The sequence below is a fragment of the Stenotrophomonas sp. GD03930 genome (assembly GCF_029839665.1).
GTDB lineage: Bacteria > Pseudomonadota > Gammaproteobacteria > Xanthomonadales > Xanthomonadaceae > Stenotrophomonas > Stenotrophomonas forensis.
The window spans coordinates 2,012,219-2,033,500 of record NZ_JAOCAV010000001.1 but is presented as its reverse complement, the minus strand read 5'-3'; the positions used below and the strand labels follow the sequence as shown (position 1 = coordinate 2,033,500).

General features: G+C 65.4%; 20 protein-coding genes. 3 read left to right on the top strand and 17 right to left on the bottom strand.

Translation table 11 applies throughout. The features are described 5' to 3' along the window. Positions 1–153: 153 nt before the first annotated feature. The 3 genes from N5C18_RS09160 to N5C18_RS09150 form a co-directional block, all read right to left on the bottom strand. Positions 154–564: a hypothetical protein gene (locus N5C18_RS09160; RefSeq protein ID WP_006461120.1), complete on the bottom strand. Its 411-nt coding sequence runs from the start codon at positions 562–564 to the stop codon at positions 154–156. A gap of 157 nt (positions 565–721) precedes the next feature. Continuing rightward, a complete protein-coding gene (locus N5C18_RS09155) occupies positions 722–1,063 on the bottom strand; it encodes a hypothetical protein (protein WP_006461107.1) in 342 nt (113 codons plus the stop codon). Positions 1,064–1,187: 124 nt separating this feature from the next. After that, positions 1,188–2,363 (bottom strand): thiolase family protein, encoded by a 1,176-nt coding sequence (locus N5C18_RS09150; RefSeq protein WP_053511852.1) that lies wholly within the window; start codon positions 2,361–2,363, stop codon positions 1,188–1,190. 183 nt (positions 2,364–2,546) lie between these two features. Here N5C18_RS09150 and N5C18_RS09145 point away from each other — a divergent pair, with 183 nt between their 5' ends. Next, a complete protein-coding gene (locus N5C18_RS09145) occupies positions 2,547–5,387 on the top strand; it encodes an autotransporter serine protease (protein WP_053511853.1) in 2,841 nt (946 codons plus the stop codon). Positions 5,388–5,433: 46 nt separating this feature from the next. On the opposite strand, the gene N5C18_RS09140 is transcribed toward N5C18_RS09145, so the two are convergent. The 14 genes from N5C18_RS09140 to N5C18_RS09075 form a co-directional block, all read right to left on the bottom strand. Beyond that, positions 5,434–6,531, bottom strand: a complete 1,098-nt coding sequence (locus N5C18_RS09140; protein WP_049456104.1) for a Glu/Leu/Phe/Val dehydrogenase dimerization domain-containing protein — start codon at positions 6,529–6,531, stop codon at positions 5,434–5,436. A 363-nt stretch (positions 6,532–6,894) separates the two neighbouring features. After that, positions 6,895–7,140, bottom strand: a complete 246-nt coding sequence (locus tag N5C18_RS09135) for a DUF2274 domain-containing protein (protein WP_000108283.1) — start codon at positions 7,138–7,140, stop codon at positions 6,895–6,897. After that, complete coding sequence (locus tag N5C18_RS09130; protein ID WP_003092274.1) at positions 7,137–8,417, bottom strand: TrbI/VirB10 family protein; 1,281 nt, start codon at positions 8,415–8,417, stop codon at positions 7,137–7,139. Before N5C18_RS09130 ends, N5C18_RS09135 begins: the two co-directional genes overlap by 4 nt. A gap of 2 nt (positions 8,418–8,419) precedes the next feature. Further along, positions 8,420–9,412 (bottom strand): P-type conjugative transfer protein TrbG, encoded by a 993-nt coding sequence (gene trbG, locus N5C18_RS09125; protein WP_000776560.1) that lies wholly within the window; start codon positions 9,410–9,412, stop codon positions 8,420–8,422. Then, complete coding sequence (trbF, locus tag N5C18_RS09120) at positions 9,409–10,113, bottom strand: conjugal transfer protein TrbF (RefSeq protein ID WP_001211312.1); 705 nt, start codon at positions 10,111–10,113, stop codon at positions 9,409–9,411. Before trbF ends, trbG begins: the two co-directional genes overlap by 4 nt. A gap of 18 nt (positions 10,114–10,131) precedes the next feature. Continuing rightward, complete coding sequence (gene trbL, locus N5C18_RS09115; RefSeq protein ID WP_023093366.1) at positions 10,132–11,499, bottom strand: P-type conjugative transfer protein TrbL; 1,368 nt, start codon at positions 11,497–11,499, stop codon at positions 10,132–10,134. After that, entirely contained in the window at positions 11,496–11,822 is a 327-nt protein-coding gene (locus N5C18_RS09110) for a hypothetical protein (RefSeq protein ID WP_014603538.1), read from the bottom strand. Before N5C18_RS09110 ends, trbL begins: the two co-directional genes overlap by 4 nt. Positions 11,823–11,834: 12 nt before the next feature. Continuing rightward, a complete protein-coding gene (trbJ, locus tag N5C18_RS09105; protein WP_003092277.1) occupies positions 11,835–12,578 on the bottom strand; it encodes a P-type conjugative transfer protein TrbJ in 744 nt (247 codons plus the stop codon). Continuing rightward, positions 12,575–15,025 (bottom strand): conjugal transfer protein TrbE, encoded by a 2,451-nt coding sequence (gene trbE / locus N5C18_RS09100; protein WP_000933135.1) that lies wholly within the window; start codon positions 15,023–15,025, stop codon positions 12,575–12,577. The genes trbJ and trbE overlap by 4 nt, the downstream gene beginning before the upstream one ends. Positions 15,026–15,037: 12 nt before the next feature. After that, positions 15,038–15,307 carry a VirB3 family type IV secretion system protein gene (locus tag N5C18_RS09095; RefSeq protein ID WP_003092280.1) on the bottom strand — a complete coding sequence of 90 codons (270 nt, stop codon included), beginning with the start codon at positions 15,305–15,307 and terminating at the stop codon, positions 15,038–15,040. After that, a complete protein-coding gene (locus N5C18_RS09090) occupies positions 15,304–15,690 on the bottom strand; it encodes a TrbC/VirB2 family protein (protein ID WP_000150010.1) in 387 nt (128 codons plus the stop codon). The genes N5C18_RS09095 and N5C18_RS09090 overlap by 4 nt, the downstream gene beginning before the upstream one ends. Further along, positions 15,687–16,757, bottom strand: coding sequence for a P-type conjugative transfer ATPase TrbB (trbB, locus tag N5C18_RS09085; protein ID WP_023093367.1), 1,071 nt, complete (start codon positions 16,755–16,757; stop codon positions 15,687–15,689). The genes N5C18_RS09090 and trbB overlap by 4 nt, the downstream gene beginning before the upstream one ends. After that, positions 16,754–17,230, bottom strand: coding sequence for a ribbon-helix-helix protein, CopG family (locus N5C18_RS09080; RefSeq protein WP_000085131.1), 477 nt, complete (start codon positions 17,228–17,230; stop codon positions 16,754–16,756). Before N5C18_RS09080 ends, trbB begins: the two co-directional genes overlap by 4 nt. Then, positions 17,227–19,224 carry an IncP-type conjugal transfer protein TraG gene (locus N5C18_RS09075; RefSeq protein ID WP_001163195.1) on the bottom strand — a complete coding sequence of 666 codons (1,998 nt, stop codon included), beginning with the start codon at positions 19,222–19,224 and terminating at the stop codon, positions 17,227–17,229. Before N5C18_RS09075 ends, N5C18_RS09080 begins: the two co-directional genes overlap by 4 nt. Positions 19,225–19,529: 305 nt before the next feature. Here N5C18_RS09075 and N5C18_RS09070 point away from each other — a divergent pair, with 305 nt between their 5' ends. Beyond that, positions 19,530–20,435, top strand: a complete 906-nt coding sequence (locus tag N5C18_RS09070; RefSeq protein WP_023093368.1) for a LysR family transcriptional regulator — start codon at positions 19,530–19,532, stop codon at positions 20,433–20,435. A 281-nt stretch (positions 20,436–20,716) separates the two neighbouring features. Then, positions 20,717–21,247: a hypothetical protein gene (locus N5C18_RS09065; protein WP_000043569.1), complete on the top strand. Its 531-nt coding sequence runs from the start codon at positions 20,717–20,719 to the stop codon at positions 21,245–21,247. Positions 21,248–21,282: the final 35 nt, after the last annotated feature.

Genomic DNA, 21,282 nt, shown 5'->3' with positions numbered 1-21,282 from the left:
CCCCTGCGCAACCCTCCCGCGCGGCCGCGGACAATTTCCGTGGGCGCACACCACGAAATCAACAGAAAAAGCGAAAAGCAGAAAGCAGAAAAGCCGCGGCGGTGCCGCGGCTTTTCCTGTAGCGCCGAGCGCATGCCCGGTTGCCGGTATGCCTCAGTGCTTGGCTTCTTCCTTGGCGGCGTTGGCCTTCGCGTCATTGGCGACATCGCGGGCCTTGTCGGCGACCTTCTGTGCGGCGTTGGCGGTCGCGTCGCTGGCATGAGCCGCGGCGTCGGTGGCAGCGTCCTTGGCCTTGTCGGCGGCATTGGCGGTGGCGTCTGCGGCCTTGTCCAGGGCCTGCTGGGTATCGGCAGCCGCCTGTTCGGAGGCAGCGGCGGTCTTGTCGGCGGCTTCGCGGGTGGCGGCAGCGGCCTTGTCGACAGCGTCGCGGGCGGCAGCGCCAGCGCTGTCGGCGGCCTGCTGTGCGTCCTGCTTGGCCTGTTCGGCTTCCGGGCCCTTGCAGGCGGCCAGCGCCAGCAGCAGGGAGGCAGCCAGCAGGGTGGTGGTGATCGGACGAATCTTCATGGCGGTCTCCGGTGCTGCAATGGATGGGGACGCCAGCCTATTCATGCCGTTGTGAAGACGGGGTGGCGATGCAGTGGCTCAACCGCGGGCATCGGCGCAAAGAAAAAGCCGCTGGCGAACCAGCGGCTTTTCCAGAACAGCGTGAAGAAAGAAGTTATTACTTCTTGGCTTCTTCAGCAGCGTCCTTGGCCTTCTCGGCGGTGCCTTCGGCAGCCTTGGCAGCGTCGGCAGCAGCGCCGGCAGCAGCGTCGGTGGCAGCAGCGCCAGCCTGGGCAGCGGCGTCAGCCGAAGCGTCAGCAGCGGTGGCGGCGGTGTCAGCGGCCTGCTGGGCAGCGTCGGCGGTCTGGGCGCCAGCAGCGGCGGCCTGGTCGGCAGCAGCCTGGGCTTCGGTGGCGGCTTCGTTGGCCGAAGCAGCGGCGTCCTGGGCAGCTTCCTGCTTCGAGCAGGCGGCCAGGGCCAGAGCCAGGGACATCGCGACCAGCAGCTTGTTGATGCTCATTGTGTAAATCCTCGTCGTTAGAATTAGGCAACGCGCATGCTGCGCGCCGACAACATGATGACAAGCCAATATTGGGTGTCAAGCGATCCCGCATTCATTTTTGCGAAATCATCGTTAAATCTTTTCAAATCAATTCGATGGCGATTGCGGTTGCTTCGCCGCCACCGATGCAGAGGGTGGCAATGCCGCGCTTGCCACCGCGCGTGCGCAGCGCGTTGACCAGGGTGACCACCAGGCGTGCACCCGAGGCGCCGATGGGATGGCCCAGTGCGCAGGCACCGCCATTCACGTTGAGCTTGTCGTGCGGGATGCCCAGCTCACGCATCGGCGCCATCGCCACCACGGCAAAGGCTTCGTTGATTTCGAACAGATCGACCTGGTCCAGCGACCAGCCGGTCTTGTCCAGCAGCGTGTGCAGCGCGCCGATCGGTGCGGTGGTGAACCACTCCGGCTCCTGCGAGTGGGTGGCGTGGCCGACAATGCGGGCCAGCGGGGTGATGCCGCGCGCGGCGGCATCTTCCTCGGTCAGCAGGACCACGGCGGCCGCGCCGTCGGAAATGCTGGAGGAGCTGGCGGCGGTGACGCTGCCGTCCTTCTTGAAGGCCGGACGCAGGGTCGGGATCTTGGCGATGTCCGAGCGCCCAGGCTGCTCGTCGGTGGCGACCTCGACCTCTCCCTTGCGGGTAGCGACCTTCACCGCGACGATTTCATCGGCGAACGCGCCATTGGCCTGCGCAGCCTGCGCACGCTTGACCGATTCGATGGCGTAGGCGTCCTGCTCTTCGCGGCTGAACTGGTACTTGTCCACGGCGCATTCGGCGAATTCGCCCATCGCCTTGCCATCGTAGGCATTGACCAGGCCGTCGTGGGCCATGTGGTCGACCGCCTGGAAGTTGCCGAAGCGGTTGCCGGTGCGCGAGTTCGGCAGCATGTGCGGCGCGTTGGACATCGATTCCATGCCGCCGGCCACCACGATGCTGGCCGAGCCGGCCTTGATCAGGTCATGGCCGAGCATGATGGTCTTCATGCCCGAGCCGCACACCTTGTTGAGGGTGGTGGCGCCCACCGACAGCGGGATGCCGGCGGCGATCGCGGCCTGGCGGGCGGGTGCCTGGCCGAGGTTGGCCGGCAGCACGCAACCCATGAGGACCTCGGAGACGTCGCTGGCCGGAACACCCGACTGTTCCAGGGCGGCGCTGATGACGGCCGCGCCCAGGGTCGGGGTCGGCACGCCGTTGAACTGGCCGAGGAAGGAGCCGATGGCGGTGCGCTTGGCGGCGGCGATGACGATGTTGGACATGGCAATCTCGTTGATGCGTAAGCAATGTTCGGAAAGGAGACCGGAGGCCGTTGGAAGCGCCCCGGTTTCCCGGCAGACTGCGTGGGGGTCGGCCCAAGTATAGAGGGTCGCGGAGGGCCGTCGCTGGGCGCGGCCGCATGCCAGCCAGGATCACGGCCGGCCAACGTTCATGGGAAGGAATCGATGGAACGCACGACGATGGTGAGGTCTGCCCTGGGTACCGCGCTGGCGATGGCGCTGACGGCATGTGGCGGAGGCGGAGGCGGCGGCAATGTGCGCATCGATCCACCGCCGACCACGCCGCCCCCCACCACGCCTCCACCCACCACGCCGCCGCCGGCCAAGCCGCAGGAACCGGCCTTCGATGCGCATCTGTCAGTCACCAACGCGCGTGCCGCACAGGCAGCGGGCCTGACCGGGCAGGGCGTGCGTATCGGCATCGTTGATTCCGGGGTGCAGCGCGATGCGGTGGCGCTGAACGGACGGGTGCTGGCCAACCTCAACTACATCGATCCGGCCAGGAACAACCTGGCGGTCGACGATGTGGTCGGCCACGGCACCGCGGTGGCCAGCCTGGCCGCCGGTGCAGCGGTAGGGACGTGGCCGGGGGGCATCGCGCCGGGGGCGCAGATCGTATCCGCGCGGATCATTTCCGACACGCGGCCGACCGATGACGGCAGTGGGCGCGGCAATGCCTTCAGCGGTCCGCTCGGCGTGGCGCAGGTCCACCAGGACCTGATCAGCTACAACGTGAAGGTGATGAACAATTCGTGGGGTGGCCTGTACTGGACCGACCTGCCGACCACCGCGCAAGTGGCGGCCGAGTATCGTCCGTTTGTCATCAACCACGGCGGCCTGGTGGTGTTCGCAGCCGGCAATGATGCGCGCACCGAACCCAGCAGCCTGGCCGCGCTGCCCAGCCAGAAAGGCGTGGCCGGCACGCTTCCGGCGGCCGACCTGGAGCGCGGCTGGCTGGTGGCGACCGCGGTTGATCCCTACACGCCGGGTGCGCTGGCCAGCTATGCCAATGCCTGCGGCCAGGCGGCCCGCTACTGCCTGGCGGCGCCGGGCAGCGCGGTCTATCCCGATGCCAGCGGTGGCAGCTATTACTGGAACTACGGCACGTCATTCGCCGCGCCGCTGATTTCCGGTGCGGCGGCGCTGGTCTGGCAGCGCTTCCCCTACTTCAACAACGACCTGGTGCGGCAGACCCTGCTGGGCACCGCCAAGGACATCGGCGCGCCTGGCGTGGACCCGGTGTTCGGCTACGGCCTGCTGGACATCGGCCGAGCGGTCAAGGGCCCCGGGCGCTTTGACTGGGGTGATGTGGTCGCCAACGTGGATGTGGCCTCGACCGGCTCGCTGTGGAGCAACGACATCGTCGGCAGTGGCGGCCTGGTCAAGCAGGGCGGCGGGACCCTGGTGCTGGGCGGCAACAACAGCTATGCCGGCGCCACCCGCATCGAGCGCGGCATCCTGTCGCTGCAGAACGGCGGTGTCATCCGTTCCAACGTGACCATCCTCGGCCAGCCCGATCCGGATTCGACCGGCCTGCAGTTCAATGGTGGCACGCCGCGGGTGATCGGCAACGTGGTCAACGGCAGCAGCGTGTTCCTGACCACCGGCAGCACCACCGGCACCATCGAGGGCAACTACACGCAGCAGGCAGGTGGCCAGCTGATGATCGCGCTCGGTGCCAATGCGCTGCAGGTGACCGGCACCGCCTCGATCAATGGTGGCGTGCGCGTGCATGGCTTCGTCTCCGGCTATGTGCCGCAGAGCGGCAGCCGCCAGGACCTGGTCCATGCGGCCGGTGGCCTGAGCGGCACCTTCAGCAGCCCGGCCACCTCCAGCGGCCTGCAGGGCTTGTCGCTGCTGCAGAGCAGCTATGGCTATGACAGCAACAATGCCTGGTTGAACCTGGCCCAGGTCAGTGTCACTTCTGCCGCCAGTGGACTGAGCGCCTCTGCGCAGGCTGCGGCGCAGCGCCTGGACGGCGCGTTCAACGCGCTGGATCGCAGCAGCGGCCTGCAGGGCTCGGCGTTCGGCGCGGCCGCCGGCGCGCTGCAGTGGACCGGCGGTGGCCGTGATGGCCTGGCCGCCAGCCTGCAGAGCCTGTCCGGGCAGGCGCATGCGCGGGCCGAGTCGGCCACCTTCGACAGCATCGACATGTCACGCCGCGCGATCGCTGAACGTTTCGATCGGGTGCAGGCCGCACCTCGCCTGCGCGGCACCTGGCAGAGCGCCTTGGGCGAGGCCGGGCAGGGCAGCTTCGCCGGCAACAGCGCTGACAGCCGTGGCTGGATGGCCGGCCAGGATCTGGCCTTGGGCAGCAACGGGCTGATGGGCGTGGCCTTCGGCGAGACCCGCAGCAACGGTGGCAGCAGTTTTGGTGGCGATCGGGGTCGTGATCGCCAGGCGCAAGCGCAGTTGTATGCCGGCTGGAACCTGGGGCGTGGCTATGCGCTGGCCCAGTTCGGCAGCGGTCAGTTCACCCGTGCGCTGGATCGCCAGCTGCTGCTGGGGGCCGGCGCCTACGGTGTCTCTGCGCGCTATGGCGGGCGCTTCAGCAGTGCCAGCGTGGAAGGCGGCTATCGCTTCGGCCGTGCCGGTGCGTCGCTGACGCCTTACCTGGGCGCCAGCACCACGCGTGTGGAGACCGACGCCTTCCAGGAGCTGGGTGGTTTCGGCTTCGGCCTGCGTGGCGATGCCAACCGCGTGCAGCGCAGCCAGATGCTGGCCGGTGTGCGCGGTGAGCGTGGATGGGGGCGATGGACGCTGCGCGGTCATGCCGAGTGGCAGCAGCGGCTCGATGGTGCCGATGTGGATTGGCAGGCCAGTTTCGTCGGCGTCGATGCCTGGGCGCCACTGGCGGGCTGGAACACGTCGCGCGGAAGTGCGCTGTTCGGCGTGGCACTGGAATCGTGGTGGGGCCGCAATGGCCGCCTGAGCCTGGGCTTCGACCAGCGTGTCGGTGGCGAAGGCGCACGGCAGGCGGCCCTGCGCTACAGCACCGGGTTCTGAGTGATCGGTCGCGCCGGGGCCCAGGCCCGGCGCGACCCCCGCAGGCTCAGCCGCCGCGCAGGTTGCCCAGGCGCGGGGTGCTGCGGCCCAGCGGCATCTTCAGCTTGCCGATCGACAGGATGCGGCTTTCGGCGATGCGGTCGGCGGCACGCTGCGGCGCGATGTTCTCGCGCTGCGACAGTTCGAAGATGCGGGTGAGGTTGTGGTAGATGCTGCGGATCAGGCGCATCGCGCGTTCGCGGTTGTAGCCGTCGATCTCCAGCGAAACGTTCATCACGCCACCGGCGTTGACGGCGTAGTCCGGTGCATACAGGATGCCGCGCGCATGCAGCTCGTCGCCGATTTCCAGGCTCGACAGCTGGTTGTTGGCGGTGCCACAGATGATCTTCGCCTTGATCCGCGGCAGGGTATCGGCATTGATCGCGCCTTCCAGCGCACATGGCGCGAACACATCGGCGTTGACCTCGTGGATCTCGTCCGGCTTGACCGCTTCGGCGCCGAAATCGCTGACCGCACGATCAACCAGGCTGCTGTCCAGATCGGTGACATACAGCTTGGCGCCGCGGTCGCGCAGAAGCTTCACCAGTTCCATGCCGATGTGGCCCAGGCCCTGCACCGCGATGCTGGTCTTGCCCACTTCTTCATGCCCGAACTTGAAGCGCATCGCCGCCATCAGCGCCTGCAGCGCACCGTAAGCGGTGAACGGCGCCGGATCGCCGGAGCCGCCATGGACCTGGTGCACGCCGGTCACGAACTGGCTCTCCAGGTAGATGTTCTCCATGTCGTTGACGTCGGTACCGACGTCCTCGGCGGTGATGTAGCGCCCGCCCAGCGAATCGACGTAACGGCCGAAGGCGCGGAACAGCACCTCGGTCTTGTCCACCTTGGGGTCGCCGATGATCACCGCCTTGCCGCCACCGACATTGAGGCCGGCCAGCGCATTCTTGTAGGTCATCGTCCGGCTCAACCGCAGCACGTCGGCCAGCGCCTCGTCGGTGCTGGCGTAGGGGCGCATGCGCACGCCGCCCAGGGCCGGGCCCAGGGTGGTGTTGTGGATGGCGATGATCGCCTTCAGCCCGGCATCGTGGTTGTGGCAGAACACCACCTGTTCATGGCCGGTGGTGGCGAGGGTTTCGAATAGCATGGCATCTCCGATGGCGCGAACAGCGGCGAACTGCGGCGAACGGCCAGTGAACGGTAGGGTCCCAAAAACAAAAAAGTGCCGGTGTCAATTCTTTCGCGCAAATCAAGAAGGACTTGAAACCGTATATGGGACAGTAGGTTAGCTCCTTTCGGGGCCGCTTAGAAGAAGAGCGGCGTTGTCGGCTAGGAGCGACATAGGAGCGTTGGGAGAGAAAGCCGCATCGCACTGTGTAGTGCTGGATTGCCGAGGAACGGCGGGCCTGTCGCATCATCATAGCCCAACAGGCTCGGCGGCATCCAGAATGAAGAACGCGCAGCCTGGGCTGCGCGTTCGATGGATGCCGTTGAATAGCATGCGGTGCAATCATGGCGGCTTCGGTGGTGTGCTGCGGGTCGCCGTGCCCTTCCTGAATCCTCGATCCCCCGCCATGAACGCTTCCAGCATATGCGGGATCAGCGTCGCCGCATCAACGGCCTCGCCATACGCCTGCGCGTGTAGCGCGGCGTAGCGGTCGAGGTCGACTTTCAAGCTGGTCGGGCAAACGAAAGTCAGCTTGGTGCTCTCGGTCTTCGGCAGCGGGCCGAGCCGCAGCTTCTTGGTCGTGCTCATCGTGAAGTCCCCCGGTTGAAGAACAGCGGCTGGTACGGCCGCAGCACCAGATCCCGGTTGACGATGATGCGAACCGGCAGGCCCGGCCGTTGCGTTAAGGTCGGCTGGATGTTGAGGTTGCGCCGGGTCATCTCCTGGCCGACCTGATTGATGCTGTCCTGCGCGCTGTCGCGCCCAGCGATGATGACGCGATCACCATCCTGCCGGTTCTCCGGCGCGGCCAGCTCGGCACCGACGCCCAGCAGCGTGGTGAGTGCCGCACCGGCAAAGATGCGGCCCCAGTGGTAGTCCACATCGTCCTCCAGCCCGGCATAGCCGGCTGGGTCGGTGCCGGCCAGGTTGTCGAGCGTGAGCGAAGACGTGTCCGGCAGGATGATCCGGTTCCAGACGACTTGAACGCGGCTCTGCCCGTAGCTGACCTGGCTGTTGTATTTGCCCAGGATGCGCGAACCCTGCGGAATCAGCAGGAAGCGCCCGGTGGCTGTGTCATAGACCGGCTCCGTCACCGTGGCGATCACGTCGCCGGGCAAGTCCGACTTGATGCCCGTCACCAAGGCACCTGCGACCACTGTTCCGGCCATAACCTGATACGGCGAAATTGGCAGAGTCAGATTGCCGGAATTACGGGTTTCAGTGGGGCCAGCTTTCATGAAAGCCTCTTTCTGGTCTTGCCGGTTTTGCACCGCTGTCGGGTCAGCAGGTTGGGCCGCCGTGGAGGCCGGCCCGGCCGCCAGCGGGTCAAACGCCGCATTGGCGGCGAAGCCCGGCGCAGCGGCCACCTGTGTCTGCGCTACCGGCGCCGCATTCTGCCCACCCGAGCGGAAGAACACGGACGAGGCCGCGGCCGCCTCGGCTTCTTTTCGCAGGGCATCGTTCGGGTCGTGACCGGGGGCCGCGTAGGCAGCCGTCGCCGGTTGCTGCGACTTCACGATAGCCGGGCCAAGATCGCCCGGCAGCGGTGGCCCTAGTTCGGGAACGGCTGGCAGCAACGCCGGCGGCAGCTTGGAATAGTCCGTCGGCAGCGCATCCAGTCCTTCCGACTTTGACACGCGATCGACGTTGTAAAGCTCGGTCTGCTCGCCTGTGCTGCGTCGATGAGGTTGCAGCGACCACATCAGCGCGCCGAGCACGGCGACCGCTAGGACGCCGGCAAGGATGGCCAGCGAGCGCCGGTTCAGGCGTGTGACTGGACGCGGCTGGGCGCGCAGCGCCACTGCCTCCGGCGCCACCTTGTCCGCCTGCGGCGCGGCAAGGTCGGGAGTGTCATCCTGGCTCATGGTCAGTTCCTCCGTGCAACACCATCGGTGCGCTCGATCCGCACCACGTCGCCGCCATCGCCGCCCAGCCGCAGTTCGGCCGCGCCGAACAGGCGATCCACGACGTAGTACGGCGAGCGAAAACGGTAGTTCACCAGTTGCCCGTCGCCCTGCGCGCCGATGACAAACAGCGGCGGCAGCTCGCCCTGGGCGATGCCCGGCGGGAACTGGATATAGACCTTCTCTCCATCATCGAAGGCGCGCAGAGGCTTCCACGGCGGGTTGCTGCCCGATACCGCGTAGCGGAAGCGGATCTTGTCCAGCGACAGGCCCGTATCGACAGGCGTTGTTGCCTGCGCTGCCTGCGCCTGGCGCTGCAACGCGAGCATTCGGTCTTTCGGATAGTCCCAGGACACCGACGCCATCCATGCCCTCTCGGTCGAGGTCAGCTCCAGCAGGTAGGTGCGCCGACTGGTGGTGATGACGAGATTGGTTTTCAGACCGGAGCGGATAGGCTTGACCAGCACATTGACGCGCAGATCGGCCCCGCCGCCGCTGGACGTGTCGCCCACGATCCAGCGCACGGTATCGCCGGCGGCGACCGTTACCAGTTCCTCGCCCGGTTGAAGCGAAACCACCGTCACGCGCCCCGGCGACGCATAGACCTGATAAAGCGCGCCATCGGTGAACGGCCACACCTGAATCGCGTTGACGTAGCCCTCACGGGTAGGCGCGATACGCGCTTCTGCATTGGCACGGGAAACGCGCACCTTTTCGTCGGCCGGCTCCGGCGCAACGGGGGCCTCATCGAGTTCCGGCAGGGGCTTCAACTGCGCCGGCAGCGCCAGCGGTTCAGGGACGGCGACGACTTCGACGGGCTTGGGCGGTTCGGGCAACGGCTGGGCCAGCACCGTCTCGTCGAGCGAGATGGATGGCGGCGGCTTCCCCTGCGAGGCGCAGCCCGCGAGGGCCAGCAGCGTCAAAGGAACAACGTAAAGGCGGAAACGAAGTTTCATGGTTTGGCTCCTTCGGAAGAATCCAGTTCGCGGCTCCATGACAGGCCGTTGACGTAGATACCCAATGGGTTCTTGAGCAGGCGCTGTTCAGTACGCGGGGTTTGCAGGACGGTCGAAAGCACGGCGTTCCAGCGTTCGGTGCCGGCGGGCGCACCGTTGACATAGCGCTGCTCTGTCCAGCGCACGTTGAAAGACGTGTCGCTCGCGCGAACCACGCTGGTGATTTGCACCGTTACCGATTCCTTGCCGATGCGGGCGAATGGGTCATTGGTGCGGGCGTAGTCGTTGAGCACCGCCGCGCCCTTGTCGGTGGTGTAGTCGTAGGCATCGAGCCAGTTCTGCCGCACCACGATGGGGTCGATGGACAGCGAGCGAACCAGCGTCACGAAGCGCGCCAGGTGGTGCGCGATCTGCGCGTCGCCGGGCCGGTACGGCGTGGCGGCCTCTCCCACGGCGCGCACCTGCCCGGCTTGATCGACCTCGATGACATAGGGCGTCACGATGGACTGCGCCGAGCGCCACACCAGGCCGCCGGCCATCAACAGCGCGAGCACTAGGCAGCCGAAGGCCATCAGGCGCCAATTCTTCGCCTGCACGCGGGCGGAGCCGATACGGTCGTCCCACACCTGGGCGGCGGCTTGATACGGGGTGGCAGGCTGCGGCGTATCGGCGTAGCGCACCTGCGGTCGTTTGAATCGCATGGGTGTTCTCCTTGAAGGTTAGGTATCGGAATCCCGCAGGCTCGGGCCTTGCCCGGAGCCGCCGCCGTCGCCGCCGCGCAGCGTGTGGGCGGCAGTGGTCGCGGCATGGGTAGCCTGCTGGCGGCGGTGCATCCGCTTGGCCCAGGCCGGTTGCTGTTGCTTCTGCGAGCCTGCGGTGCCGTCTGCGGTCTGGCCGGGGCCAGCACCGTCGCTGCCGGCTTCTGTGCCGTTCCAGCCAGCGCGGAAGGAGTCGGCCACCTTCTGCCCAACAGCGGAAGCACCAGAGGTGACGCTGCGGCCTGCGGCTTGTGCGCCAGTCTTGGCGACATTGCCGAGGCCAGCCGCCGCGCCCTTGGCACCGCCGCCGGCCGCAGCGGAACCGGCCTGGAACGCCGATCGGGCACTGCCGGCCGCCGAAGTCGCGGCACGCGCACCGGCACCGGCCAGCTTTGCGGCCGCCGGGGCCATTCGTGCCCCGGCCATGACGGCGCCGCCCACGCCCGTTACGGCGGCGCCGATGGCAACGCCGGTGCCGACAGCCCCGACCGCAGCACCAGCCATCGCGCCCGCACCAAGCTGTGGCGCACCGGACACCAGGCCGGTGGCGATACCGGGGCCGAAAATGCCCAGCGCCAGCAGCGCGAGCGAGGCCAGCATCACGACCAGCGCGTGGTCGATGGATGGTTCGTCGGGATGCACCTGGAACTCGGCGAACAGGCCTGAACCGATGCCGACGATGACGGCCAGCACCAAGACCTTGATGCCTGACGACACCACGTTGCCTAGCACCTTTTCCGCGAGGAACGAGGTCTTGTTCCAGAGTGCAAACGGGATCAAGACGAAGCCGGCGAGCGTAGTCAGTTTGAACTCGATCAGCGTGATGAAAAGCTGTACGGCCAGCACGAAGAAGCAGAGGATCACCACCAGCCAGGCGATGAACAGAACCACGATAGGGTCGATGTTCACGAACACCTCGGGGAACCCAGCCATGTCCCCGATCTGTTCCAGAATCGGCGCGGCTGCGTCGATGCCGGTCTTCGCCAGCCGGCCCGGCTGAAGGAAGTTCTCCATCGTGATGGCCGAGCCGGTAGCGGTAATTCCCAAGCCGGCGAACGAGCGGAACACGATGCTCGCCAGCCAGTTGAAGTTGCCGATGATGTAGGCGAACGCGCCGACACAGAGCACCTTGCGCAGCAGCTTGGCGATCACGTCGTCGCCCTGGCCGGTGGCGTGGCTCATGGCCCAATACAGGCCAGCGATCGTCATGTCGATGACGATGAGCGTGGCGGTGAGAAATGCCACTTCGCCCTGCAATAAGCCGAAGCCCGAGTCGATGTAGCGCGAGAACGTATCGAGGAAACGGTCGATGATGGTCACGTCGTTCATGGCGAATCCTCGGGCGGAGTGAGCGGAACGGCGCCCTCTGGCAATTCATCTGCGGGCGTATCGAAGCTCGGCGGAATCGGCGGGAGTTCAGCCAGCGAGTTGTATTCATCCGGCCCGGTATGGCCGGCGAAGAAGCGCCGCCGGAAGGCTTCAGCGGCGGCGCGGCAGGCATCCTCGCCCACGGCCTGCCGGTCGGCCGCGCATTGCCCGCGCAACGCCTTGAGCCGCACCGGATCTGCGGCCAGGGCGTCGGCCAGGTTCTCGGCCGGCTGCTGGCCGCACGCGGTCAGCAGCACGGCCATCAGGACGGAAGCGCATCGCATGGCCGCCTCCGGTCAGTTGTTATAGAAGTTGACGGACTGCGGCGTGTACGGCGTGCCGGTGCCCAGAAAGCGCCGCCGCACTTCGCGGGCGCGCTCCATAGCCGCCGCTTGCCGCGCCAGTTCCAGTGAAGCGGCCCGGTCTTGCGTGATCTGGAGCTGCTGCGCCTGGATCGACTGCTTGGCCTGCAAAGCCAGGAGCTGGTTCGTCGCCTGCATCGCTTGCAGCGCGCCGGTGGCCGACTGGCTCTGGCTCACGAGATCGGCCAGCGCGCTTTCGTCTTGGGCGAGGTTCTGCGACACCTGCGCCTGCATCCGCATCGCGGTGTGCAAGCCGTTCAAGGTGTTCTGCCAGCGTTCGCGGGCGTCCTGTGCCATGCGGTCGCCGCTGATGGTGGCGGCGTACTGTTCCGGGTACAGGCGGGCGAACGTGGCATCCATGCTCTGCACGTCGTAGGCCAAGCCGCGCGCCTCGGCGATCAGGCGCTCGGTGGTGGCGAGCGTCGAGCGCAGGCGGTTGACGATGTTGAAGTCGAGATTTGCCAGGTTCCTGGCCTGGTTCATCAACATCTGCGCCTCGTTCTGAAGCTGGTTGATCTGGTTGTTGATCTGTTCCAGCGTGCGCACGGCGGTCAGCGTGTTCTGCACGAAGTTGGACGGGTCGAACACCGTCAGCGCGGATGCGGGCTGCACGGCCAGCAGCGATACCGACAGCACGGCAGCGAGTGAGACAGAGAGCAAACGGGGCTTGGTCTTCATGGTGAAACCTCCAGCGGTTGAGAAGCGAGAAAGGAAGCTGCCGCCGGAGCGGACGGCAGCAGGTCGGCGGCCCAGCCGAGGCCGCGATGGCGCAGCCACGCGCCGGCGAAGCCGGGAGCGCCGGCCTGCGTCAGCACGCGGTCAATATCGCGTTGGTCTTGAGGGGTGGATGCGCCCGCGAATGCGAGCGCGACAGGCCCCAGGTCGAGGTCGAACAGGCGATTGCCGAGGCGCGACTGGTAGTAGTAATCGCGCTTGGGCTGTGCGGTCGCCACGATCTCAATCTGGCGGCTGTTCAAGCCGAAGCCTTCGTAGATCGTGCGAATCTGCGGCTCGGTGGCCTGCGGGTTAGGTAAGAAGATCCTGCTCGCGCAGCTTTCGATGATGGCTGGCGCGATGGTCGAGTCCTTGATGTCGGCCAGCGACTGCGTGGCAAAGATGACGCTGACGTTCTTTTTTCTGAGCGTCTTGAGCCATTGCCGGATGCGGGCCGCGAAGGACGGCTCATCGAGGAACAGCCACGCTTCATCGAGGATCAGCAGCGTGGGCGCGCCGTCAAAACGTTCGTCGAAGCGGGCGAACAGGTAGCGCAGCACTGCTTGCACGGCGGCGGGGCTGTGCATCAGTTCTTCCATCTCAAAGCCCTGCACGTCGGCCATGCCCAGCCGGTCGTGGTCAGCGTCCAGCAGCTTGCCGTGGGCGCCGCCCAACACATAGGGCGCGAGCGCTTGGCGCAGCGCGTTGGACTGCAATAACACCGACAAGCCGGTCATGGTGCGCTGCTCCACTGGCGCACCGGCAAGGCTTCGCAGCGCCGACCAAATGGCAGCCTTCTCGTCCGGGCCGACCGTCACGCCTTCGTGCAGCAGCCGGCCCTCCACCCATTCGGCGGCCCAGGTGCGGTAGCCCTCGTGGGCTATTCGCGCGAGTGGCTGGAAGGCGATGCCGCCATCGGCACCGAGGTCGTAGTGCTCACCGCCAAGGCCGAGGATGGTGGCGCGCATCGAGCGCCCCATGTCGAAGGCGAAGATCCGCGAGCCGAAGTAGCGCCGGAACTGCATGGCCAATATGGCGAGCAGCACCGACTTGCCCATGCCGGTCGGCCCGGCGACAAGGGTGTGCCCCACGTCGCCGATGTGCGTCACCAGCCGGAACGGCGTCGCGCCATCGGTGCGGGTGACGATCAGCGGCGGGCCATCGAGGTGTTCGTTCTTCTCCGGCCCAGCCCATACCGCTGACATCGGCATCATGTGCGCCAGGTTCAGCGTCGAAACGATGGGCTGACGCACGTTCGCGTATGCGTTGCCGGGGACGGACGACAGCCAGGCATCGACTGCGTTGAGGGTTTCGGGGATGGTCACGAAACCCCGGCCCTGGATGACGCGCTCCACCATGCGCAGCTTCTCGTCGGCCACGGCCGGGTCGGCGTCGAGCACCGTCACCGTGGCGGTGAGGTAGCCGAAGGCGACTTGATCGCTGCCCAGCTCCTGCAAGGCGGCATCGGCGTCGGCGGCCTTGTTGCTGGCATCGGTATCGACCAGCGGGCTTTCCTGCTGAAAGATCGTTTCGCGCAGCAGCGCGATGACGTTCTTGCGCTTGGCGAACCATTGGCGCCGCAAGCGCCCCAATTCCCGTTCCGCCTCGGCTTTGTCCAGGCACAGGAAGCGCGTACTCCAGCGATACGCAAAGCCCAGGCGGTTGAGGTCGTCCAAGATCCCCGGCCAGGTCGAGGTCGGGAAGCCTCGTACCGACACCACGCGCAGGTGCTGATCGCCCAGCATGGGCGCCAGGCCGCCGACCAGCGCGGCATCGGCCAGCAGTGCGTCGATATGGAACGGCACGTCGGGCACGCCGACGCGATAGCGCCGCGTGGAGACTGTGGCATGCAGGTAGGTCAGCGTCTGGCTATCGTCCAGCCAGGCAATCTCCGGCATCACACCATCGAGCAGGTCGAACACGCGATCGGTCTCTGCCACGAAGGAATCAAGCCGACCACGCCAGTCCACACCCTCAGTGGGCCGGTTCTCGTACAGCATCCCAGCCGCACGGGCGCGAGACTCTTGCGGCGGTAGGTGTTGCAACGTGAAGTGATAGACGCTCTCGAAATGGCCATCCGACTCCTCGAACGCCGCGCGTCGCTCCTCATCCACCAGCCAGGACAGTGGTTCGGGAAAGGAGGATTGCGGATAGCTCGATGCCCGCATCCGCTCGGCCTCGATATAGAAGGCCCAGCCAGACCCGGTACGGCGAAGCGCGTTGTTCTGCCGCGCCGACGTGGCAATCAGCTCGCCCTGTGTCGCACTGTCCAAGTCGGGGCCGCGAAACTGGAACGTGCGTTGAAACGAACCATCTTTGTTCAGCACAACGCCCGGCGCGACCAGCCCGGCCCAGGGCAGCCAGTCGGCAAGCAAGGCCGGGCGCTGACGATATTCGGCAAGGTTCAGCATGGCGTCCTCCCCTCACACGTCCAGAAGCGGGCGGTGTTTGATATGCCGCGCGAAGACCTGCATGAACTGCGGATCGACGCGCGCACCCCATACGGCCAGCGAGTGGCCGACGATCCAGAGCACCACGCCGGGAATCCACAGTTGCAGGCCCAGCCCGACGGCGGCGGCTAGCGTGCCGTTGGCAATCGCCACGGTGCGCGGCGCACCGCCCAGCAGGATCGGCTCGGTCAGCGAGCGATGCAGCGGCACTTCAAAGCCCGGAAGATCGGTGGCCTTACTCATACGACGGCCCCTCCGGAGAAGCTGAAGAACGACAGGAAGAACGAGGACGCGGCGAACGCGATGGACAGGCCGAACACGATCTGGATCAGCTTGCGAAAGCCGCCGCTGGTATCACCGAACGCCAGCGCAAGCCCCGTCGAGATGATGATGATCACCGCCACGATCCGGGCGACTGGCCCTTGGATGGATTCGAGGATGGAGGTCAGCGGCCCTTCCCACGGCATCGAGGAACCGGCGGCCTGCGCCGTGCCCGCCAGCAACAGCATCAGCGCGGCCAGCAGCAGCCCTTGCCCTGCGGGACGGGCCAGGTGGCGCAGCCGCGCCATGCTGGACAGGCGAGAAATAGGATTTACGGAAAGACGGAAAGCATCAACGTGCGTCATGGCAGTTCTCCAGGTTGGTCAGGGGTCGAGGAAGGCGCAGCGGCAGCGGCTGCAAGAGGAACCGGCGGCAGCTCGGGAAACGGCGTTTCCAGCGCATCTGTCAGGCGATAGCCCGCACCGTCGAAGCCGACGACACGGGAGATGGTTTCGACGTGACGTTTGCGGCCACGGCCTGCGATGTGAATCACCACGTTGACCGCCTCGGCGATCAGGGCGCGGGGCGGATTCACTGCCACTTCGAGGATCAGTTGCTCCAGACGCAGCAGTGCGCCCAAGGCGGAGCCGGCATGGATGGTGGCAATGCCGCCGGGGTGGCCGGTGCCCCAGACCTTCACCAAGTCCAGGGCTTCGCCGCCACGCACTTCGCCGACGATCACGCGGTCAGGCCGCAGGCGCATCGTGGCCCGCACCAGCTCGGTCATTGTGACGACGCCGGCGCGGGTGCGCAGCGGCACATGGTCGCGGGCCGCGCATTGCAGCTCGATGGTGTCTTCGAGCACCAGCACGCGGTCGCCTGTGGCGGCGATCTCGGCCAGCAGCGCGTTCGCCAGCGTGGTCTTGCCGGTGCTGGTGCCGCCGGCGATCAGGATGTTCTGCCGCTCGCGCACGGCGCGGCGCAGGAACTCGGCCTGCCCGGCGGTCAGGATGCCGTCGGCCACGTAGCGATCCAGGCCGATGATGCTCACGGCCCGCTTGCGTAGCGCGAAGGCTGGCCCCGGGGCGGCCGGAGGCAGGATGCCCTCGAAACGCTCGCCGGTTTCCGGCAACTCGGCGGTCAAGAGCGGCTGGCCGCGATGCACCTCCGCGCCGACATGCGCGGCGACCAGGCGGATGATGCGTTCACCATCGGCCTCGGGCATCTCCACGCCCAGCGGCGAGCGACCCGACGACAGCCGATCCACCCACAGGGTGCGATCGGGGTTGAGCATGATTTCCACAACATCCGGATCTTCGAGCGCAGCGGCGATCAGCGGCCCCATCGCCGTGCGCAGCATCTGGATGCGGCGATCCTGGGACGCCGCGGCGGATGAGCGAGATTCAGGCGGAATCTGCGGAACGGCACTCATGACGCACGCTCTGCAGCTCGCTCATCGGCGGACGCCATCGCTGCTGCGTCATCCATCCGCATCGGATCGGGGTGCAGTTCCTCCACCACGTCGCGCACCAGACTGCGGCCACGCAGCAGGTGGCGACCCAACTGCTCGACGAACTGCTCGAAGCGCGCTTTGCCCTGGGCGCGGGCCGCGTCCTTGTGGGCTTCTGGCACCGGCGTGCTGATGGTCAAGAAATAGCGGATGAACAGCGCCAGCGTTTCGATCTGGATGTTCTGGTCGCGCTCCATGCGTTCGGTCTGCCGCGACAGTCGATCCAGCCGCTTGGCAATGGCGGCCTCACGCTGGTCGCCCGCATCGGGTGACAGCCAGGACGCCAAGGCCGCTGCGACGATGGAGGACTTGGACACGCCTTTCTTGGCGGCAAGTTCATCCAGGCGCTTGGCGTGCTCGGGCTGGATGAAAAGATTGAGGCGGTATTGGCTCATAGGTCGATTCCGTCGTTGGGGTCGAGAGAAGCCAGCCGGGCCGTGCGCTGCATGGCCGGGTCGAGCTGGCCGGGAAGCGGGAGCGCCAGGTCGTCGTCATCGAGCAGCTCCAGGTCGTTCGCACACGCGTCCAACTCGGGCTCGTAGGCGACGGTTTCGGAGAGTTCGAGCTGGCGGCGCGGGCCGCCGTCATCGGTGCCGCCCGGACCATCGGCGGATACCGAGGTCGGCGCCGTAGGTACGGCCGGGATCGCCAAGCCGCTCCAGTCGTCGGGGCGGGCTGGCGGCGCGTCGGCGTACCTCCCGACTGCGAGCACGGGCGGTGGCAGGACGCGATCCTTGAAATTGGCGTCGACGTAGTAACGCAGCTTCTTCGCGCGGATCGGGGCAACGCTGGACACCATGACTACGGCGTCCTCAGGTGGAAGCTGCATCACCTCGCCGGGCGTCAGCAGCGGACGTGCAGTTTCCTGACGCGACACCATCAGGTGCCCCAGCCACGGAGCGAGGCGGTGGCCCGCGTAGTTGCGCTGCGCGCGAAGCTCGGTGGCGGTGCCGAGGGTTTCGGAAATCCTTTTCGCCGTCCTTTCGTCGTTGGTGGCGAAAGTCACCCGGACATGGCAGTTGTCGAGGATGGAATGGTTCTGCCCATACGCCTTGTCGATCTGGTTCAGGCTTTGAGCGATGAGAAAGCTGCGGATGCCGTAGCCGGCCATGAAGGCAAGCGCGGACTCGAAAAAATCGAGGCGACCCAGCGCCGGAAACTCGTCCAGCATCAGCAGCAGCTTGTGCCGGCGCGCGATGCCATCGCTGCCGTCGAGCGATTCGGTCAGCCGCCGCCCGATCTGGTTCAAGATGAGCCGGATCAGCGGCTTGGTGCGGCTTATGTCGGAGGGCGGCACCACCAGATAGAGCGATACCGGGTGCTCGGCGGAAATCAGGTCGGCGATGCGCCAATCGCAGCGCGATGTGACTTCGGCCACGGTCGGGTCGCGGTACAGGCCGAGAAACGACATGGCGGTGGAGAGCACGCCCGATCGCTCGTTGTCCGACTTGTTGAGCACTTCGCGGGCAGCGGATGCGACAACCGGGTGAGGCGCATCGCCCAGGTGCTTCGTCGTCATCATCCGGTGCAGCGTCAGCTCGAACGGACACGCCGGGTCGCTGAGGAAGTTGGCGACGCCGCGCAGCGTCTTGTCCTCGCCTGCGTACAGAACATGCAAGATTGCACCGACCAGTAGCGCGTGGCTGGTCTTCTCCCAATGATTGCGCTTCTCTAACGCACCTTCAGGGTCAACCAGAATGTCGGCGATGTTCTGCACGTCGCGCACTTCATGTGCGCCGCGCCGGACTTCAAGCAGCGGGTTGTAGGCGGCCGACTGCCTATCGGTGGGGTTGAAAAGCAGGCAGTGCGAAAAGCGCGAACGCCAGCCCGCCGTGATCTTCCAGTTCTCTCCCTTAATGTCGTGAATGACGGCGGACGCCGGCCACGAAAGCAACGTAGGCACCACCAAGCCCACGCCCTTGCCCGAGCGCGTGGGTGCGAAGCTCAGGACATGTTCCGGCCCCTCATGTCGGAGGTATTGGTCGTCGTGTTGGCCGAGGAAGACGCCCGCCGGGAGGGTCAGTCCAGCTTTGCGGATGTCGACGGCATCGGCCCAGCGTGCCGAACCATAAGTCGTAACCAGCCGCGACTGCCGAGAACGCCATACCGACATGGCGATGGCGACGAGTAAAGCGAACAAACCGCTACCACCCGCAATCGCACCGCCTGTGTCGAAGACGTGCGGCGCGTAGGCATCAAAGAAGAACCACCATTCGAACAAGCGCCACGGGTGATAAACCGGTACACCTAGAAGATCGAACCAGGGCGATCCGAGGCGTACTTGATAGCCAAGGGTCGCTGCTGTCCATTGTGTGGCGCCCCAGACGCCGGCGATCACGATGCCGATTACCACAGCGATCTGGCCGAACAGAACGTTCGTCCCTTGCATGACCTGTCCTCCGATTTCTCCTGCGCTGGTGTCTCATTGAAAGCGTTGCACAGGGGGTGTCGCAGGCGTCAGGATCGGTTCTGGGCTAGTGCCGGTCAAAGACCGTTCGCAGCACAATGGTCGAGGGAAAAGAAAGAATGAGCGCGGTGGCGAGTCAAAGAAAAGCGCCGCAAGCGAAAGCGCACTGCGGCGCATACAGAGTTCCAAGCAAGTTACCCAAAAAAAGCCGTCAATGGGCCTTGCTTCCACTCATAGGCAATATTTAGATATCATGAAAAACGATGATATTTAAGATTGGAATAAAAATGAAAAATATCAAGAGTATGGATCTCAACTTGCTCAAGGCGCTGGACGCATTGTTAGACGAACGCAATGTGACACGGGCGGCGGCCCGTCTGGGACTAACCCAGCCGGCCTTGAGTGGCATGCTGACGCGGTTGCGCGAGAGCTTCGGTGACCCGCTTTTCGCGCGCTCGCAGCGGGGTATCGTTCCAACGCAGCGGGCGCTGGATCTAGGGATGCCTGTCAAGCAGGTGCTCGCCGAAATCGACGCGCTGCTCCAGCCACCTTCCTTCAATCCGGCCACCGCACAACTGACCTTCTCCATCGCCGCGACGGACTATGCGCTGCGTGCCGTTGCTGTCCCATTTCTATCGGCACTTAAACGGCACGCACCGCGTGTACGAGTCTCATTAGTGCCAGTCGAGAGCGGGCAGCTACAGAACCAGCTTGAGCGCGGTCAGATCGATTTAGCCCTCCTGACGCCAGAGATCACTCCGCCAAATCTGCATGCCCGAGAGCTGTTCAAGGAACACTATGTGTGTGTCCTGCGGGAAGACCATCCTGCGGCTATGGGGCGCAAGCTGACCGTTAAACAGTTCTGTGCTCTCGACCATGCGCTTGTTTCCTACGATGGTGGAGGTTTCCGCGGCGTCACCGACGATGCGCTAGAACAGTTGGGCAAACGACGCAGCGTCACACTGTCGGTCAAGAGCTTTCTGATCTTGCCAGACATCCTGCGTGCCAGTGACATGGTTGCGATCTTGCCGAGCCGCTTGGTCGCCGGTATGGACAAGCTGGCTATCTCCCTGCCGCCGGTGAAGATACCGGGGTTCACCAAGACGGCTGCTTGGCACGAACGCACCCATCACGATCCAGCACATCGCTGGATACGAGCACTGCTGTTCACTTCCTGTGCTAACAACAAGTAGGCAAGATCGCTCCTATCGTCATGCTCAGCACAACTCTACCTCGCACTACAAATAAGCAATCAGTCGGCTCAATTGGAGACGCGCCCTTTCGTAGCGCCGCTGCGAGATAGCCTAGTCGGTGGATGGCAGAACCTAGGCCTTGATATCATATTTTATGATATCAAAAATAGAAACTTAGGATTTCACTTATTGCAGATGGAGGCTCATGATTTGCTCCATGACCACTTGAATGACGCAGCCACCCCTGTTGCGTCATCGACATTTTGTGAAGGAGCTTCGATATGAGCAAGCAACAGAACGCCATCCTCTGGCCCGAAGGCTACACGCCGGGCTTTACTGAGAATTTCGCCTCCAATGAGATCATCGCCGCCGGCTTGAGCGCGGCCGACGTATGGCCTCTACTCGTCACACCATCGCTGTGGCCAAGCTACTACGCCAACTCGGCTAACGTGTGCTTTCATGACGGCAAAGGCCCGGTACTGGCCGACGGCGATCGGTTTTACTTCGAGACCTTCGGCTTCCCGGTAGAGGGGCAGTGCAACGAATACGTGCCACCTGCGGATGGGCAACCCGGCCGCGTGGCCTGGCACGGCTGGTCCGGCGAGGAAGGCACAGATACGCGCCTGGATGTGCATCACGCCTGGCTGGTTGAGAACCTGGACGGCAGGCGCGTGCGCATCCTCACGCAGGAAACTCAGAAGGGCAAACCGGCCGAGGAGCTGCACAACGCCAAACCCAACCCGATGATCAACGGCCATCAGGACTGGCTCGACAGCTTGGTCGAGGCAGCGCGCAAAGCCAAGCAGGCGTAGTGGTCTCCGGCCGCTTGATCCCAAGCGTCTGAACG

Excerpts from the sequence above, each read along its gene's own strand:
- N5C18_RS09160 (WP_006461120.1), bottom strand. The coding sequence starts at position 564 with ATGAAGATTCGTCCGATCACCACCACCCTGCTGGCTGCCTCCCTGCTG.
- N5C18_RS09155 (WP_006461107.1), bottom strand. The coding sequence starts at position 1,063 with ATGAGCATCAACAAGCTGCTGGTCGCGATGTCCCTGGCTCTGGCCCTG.
- N5C18_RS09150 (WP_053511852.1), bottom strand. The coding sequence starts at position 2,363 with ATGTCCAACATCGTCATCGCCGCCGCCAAGCGCACCGCCATCGGCTCC.
- N5C18_RS09145 (WP_053511853.1), top strand. The coding sequence starts at position 2,547 with ATGGAACGCACGACGATGGTGAGGTCTGCCCTGGGTACCGCGCTGGCG.
- N5C18_RS09140 (WP_049456104.1), bottom strand. The coding sequence starts at position 6,531 with ATGCTATTCGAAACCCTCGCCACCACCGGCCATGAACAGGTGGTGTTC.
- N5C18_RS09135 (WP_000108283.1), bottom strand. The coding sequence starts at position 7,140 with ATGAGCACGACCAAGAAGCTGCGGCTCGGCCCGCTGCCGAAGACCGAG.
- N5C18_RS09130 (WP_003092274.1), bottom strand. The coding sequence starts at position 8,417 with ATGAGCCAGGATGACACTCCCGACCTTGCCGCGCCGCAGGCGGACAAG.
- trbG (WP_000776560.1), bottom strand. The coding sequence starts at position 9,412 with ATGAAACTTCGTTTCCGCCTTTACGTTGTTCCTTTGACGCTGCTGGCC.
- trbF (WP_001211312.1), bottom strand. The coding sequence starts at position 10,113 with ATGCGATTCAAACGACCGCAGGTGCGCTACGCCGATACGCCGCAGCCT.
- trbL (WP_023093366.1), bottom strand. The coding sequence starts at position 11,499 with ATGAACGACGTGACCATCATCGACCGTTTCCTCGATACGTTCTCGCGC.
- N5C18_RS09110 (WP_014603538.1), bottom strand. The coding sequence starts at position 11,822 with ATGCGATGCGCTTCCGTCCTGATGGCCGTGCTGCTGACCGCGTGCGGC.
- trbJ (WP_003092277.1), bottom strand. The coding sequence starts at position 12,578 with ATGAAGACCAAGCCCCGTTTGCTCTCTGTCTCACTCGCTGCCGTGCTG.
- trbE (WP_000933135.1), bottom strand. The coding sequence starts at position 15,025 with ATGCTGAACCTTGCCGAATATCGTCAGCGCCCGGCCTTGCTTGCCGAC.
- N5C18_RS09095 (WP_003092280.1), bottom strand. The coding sequence starts at position 15,307 with ATGAGTAAGGCCACCGATCTTCCGGGCTTTGAAGTGCCGCTGCATCGC.
- N5C18_RS09090 (WP_000150010.1), bottom strand. The coding sequence starts at position 15,690 with ATGACGCACGTTGATGCTTTCCGTCTTTCCGTAAATCCTATTTCTCGC.
- trbB (WP_023093367.1), bottom strand. The coding sequence starts at position 16,757 with ATGAGTGCCGTTCCGCAGATTCCGCCTGAATCTCGCTCATCCGCCGCG.
- N5C18_RS09080 (WP_000085131.1), bottom strand. The coding sequence starts at position 17,230 with ATGAGCCAATACCGCCTCAATCTTTTCATCCAGCCCGAGCACGCCAAG.
- N5C18_RS09075 (WP_001163195.1), bottom strand. The coding sequence starts at position 19,224 with ATGCAAGGGACGAACGTTCTGTTCGGCCAGATCGCTGTGGTAATCGGC.
- N5C18_RS09070 (WP_023093368.1), top strand. The coding sequence starts at position 19,530 with ATGAAAAATATCAAGAGTATGGATCTCAACTTGCTCAAGGCGCTGGAC.
- N5C18_RS09065 (WP_000043569.1), top strand. The coding sequence starts at position 20,717 with ATGAGCAAGCAACAGAACGCCATCCTCTGGCCCGAAGGCTACACGCCG.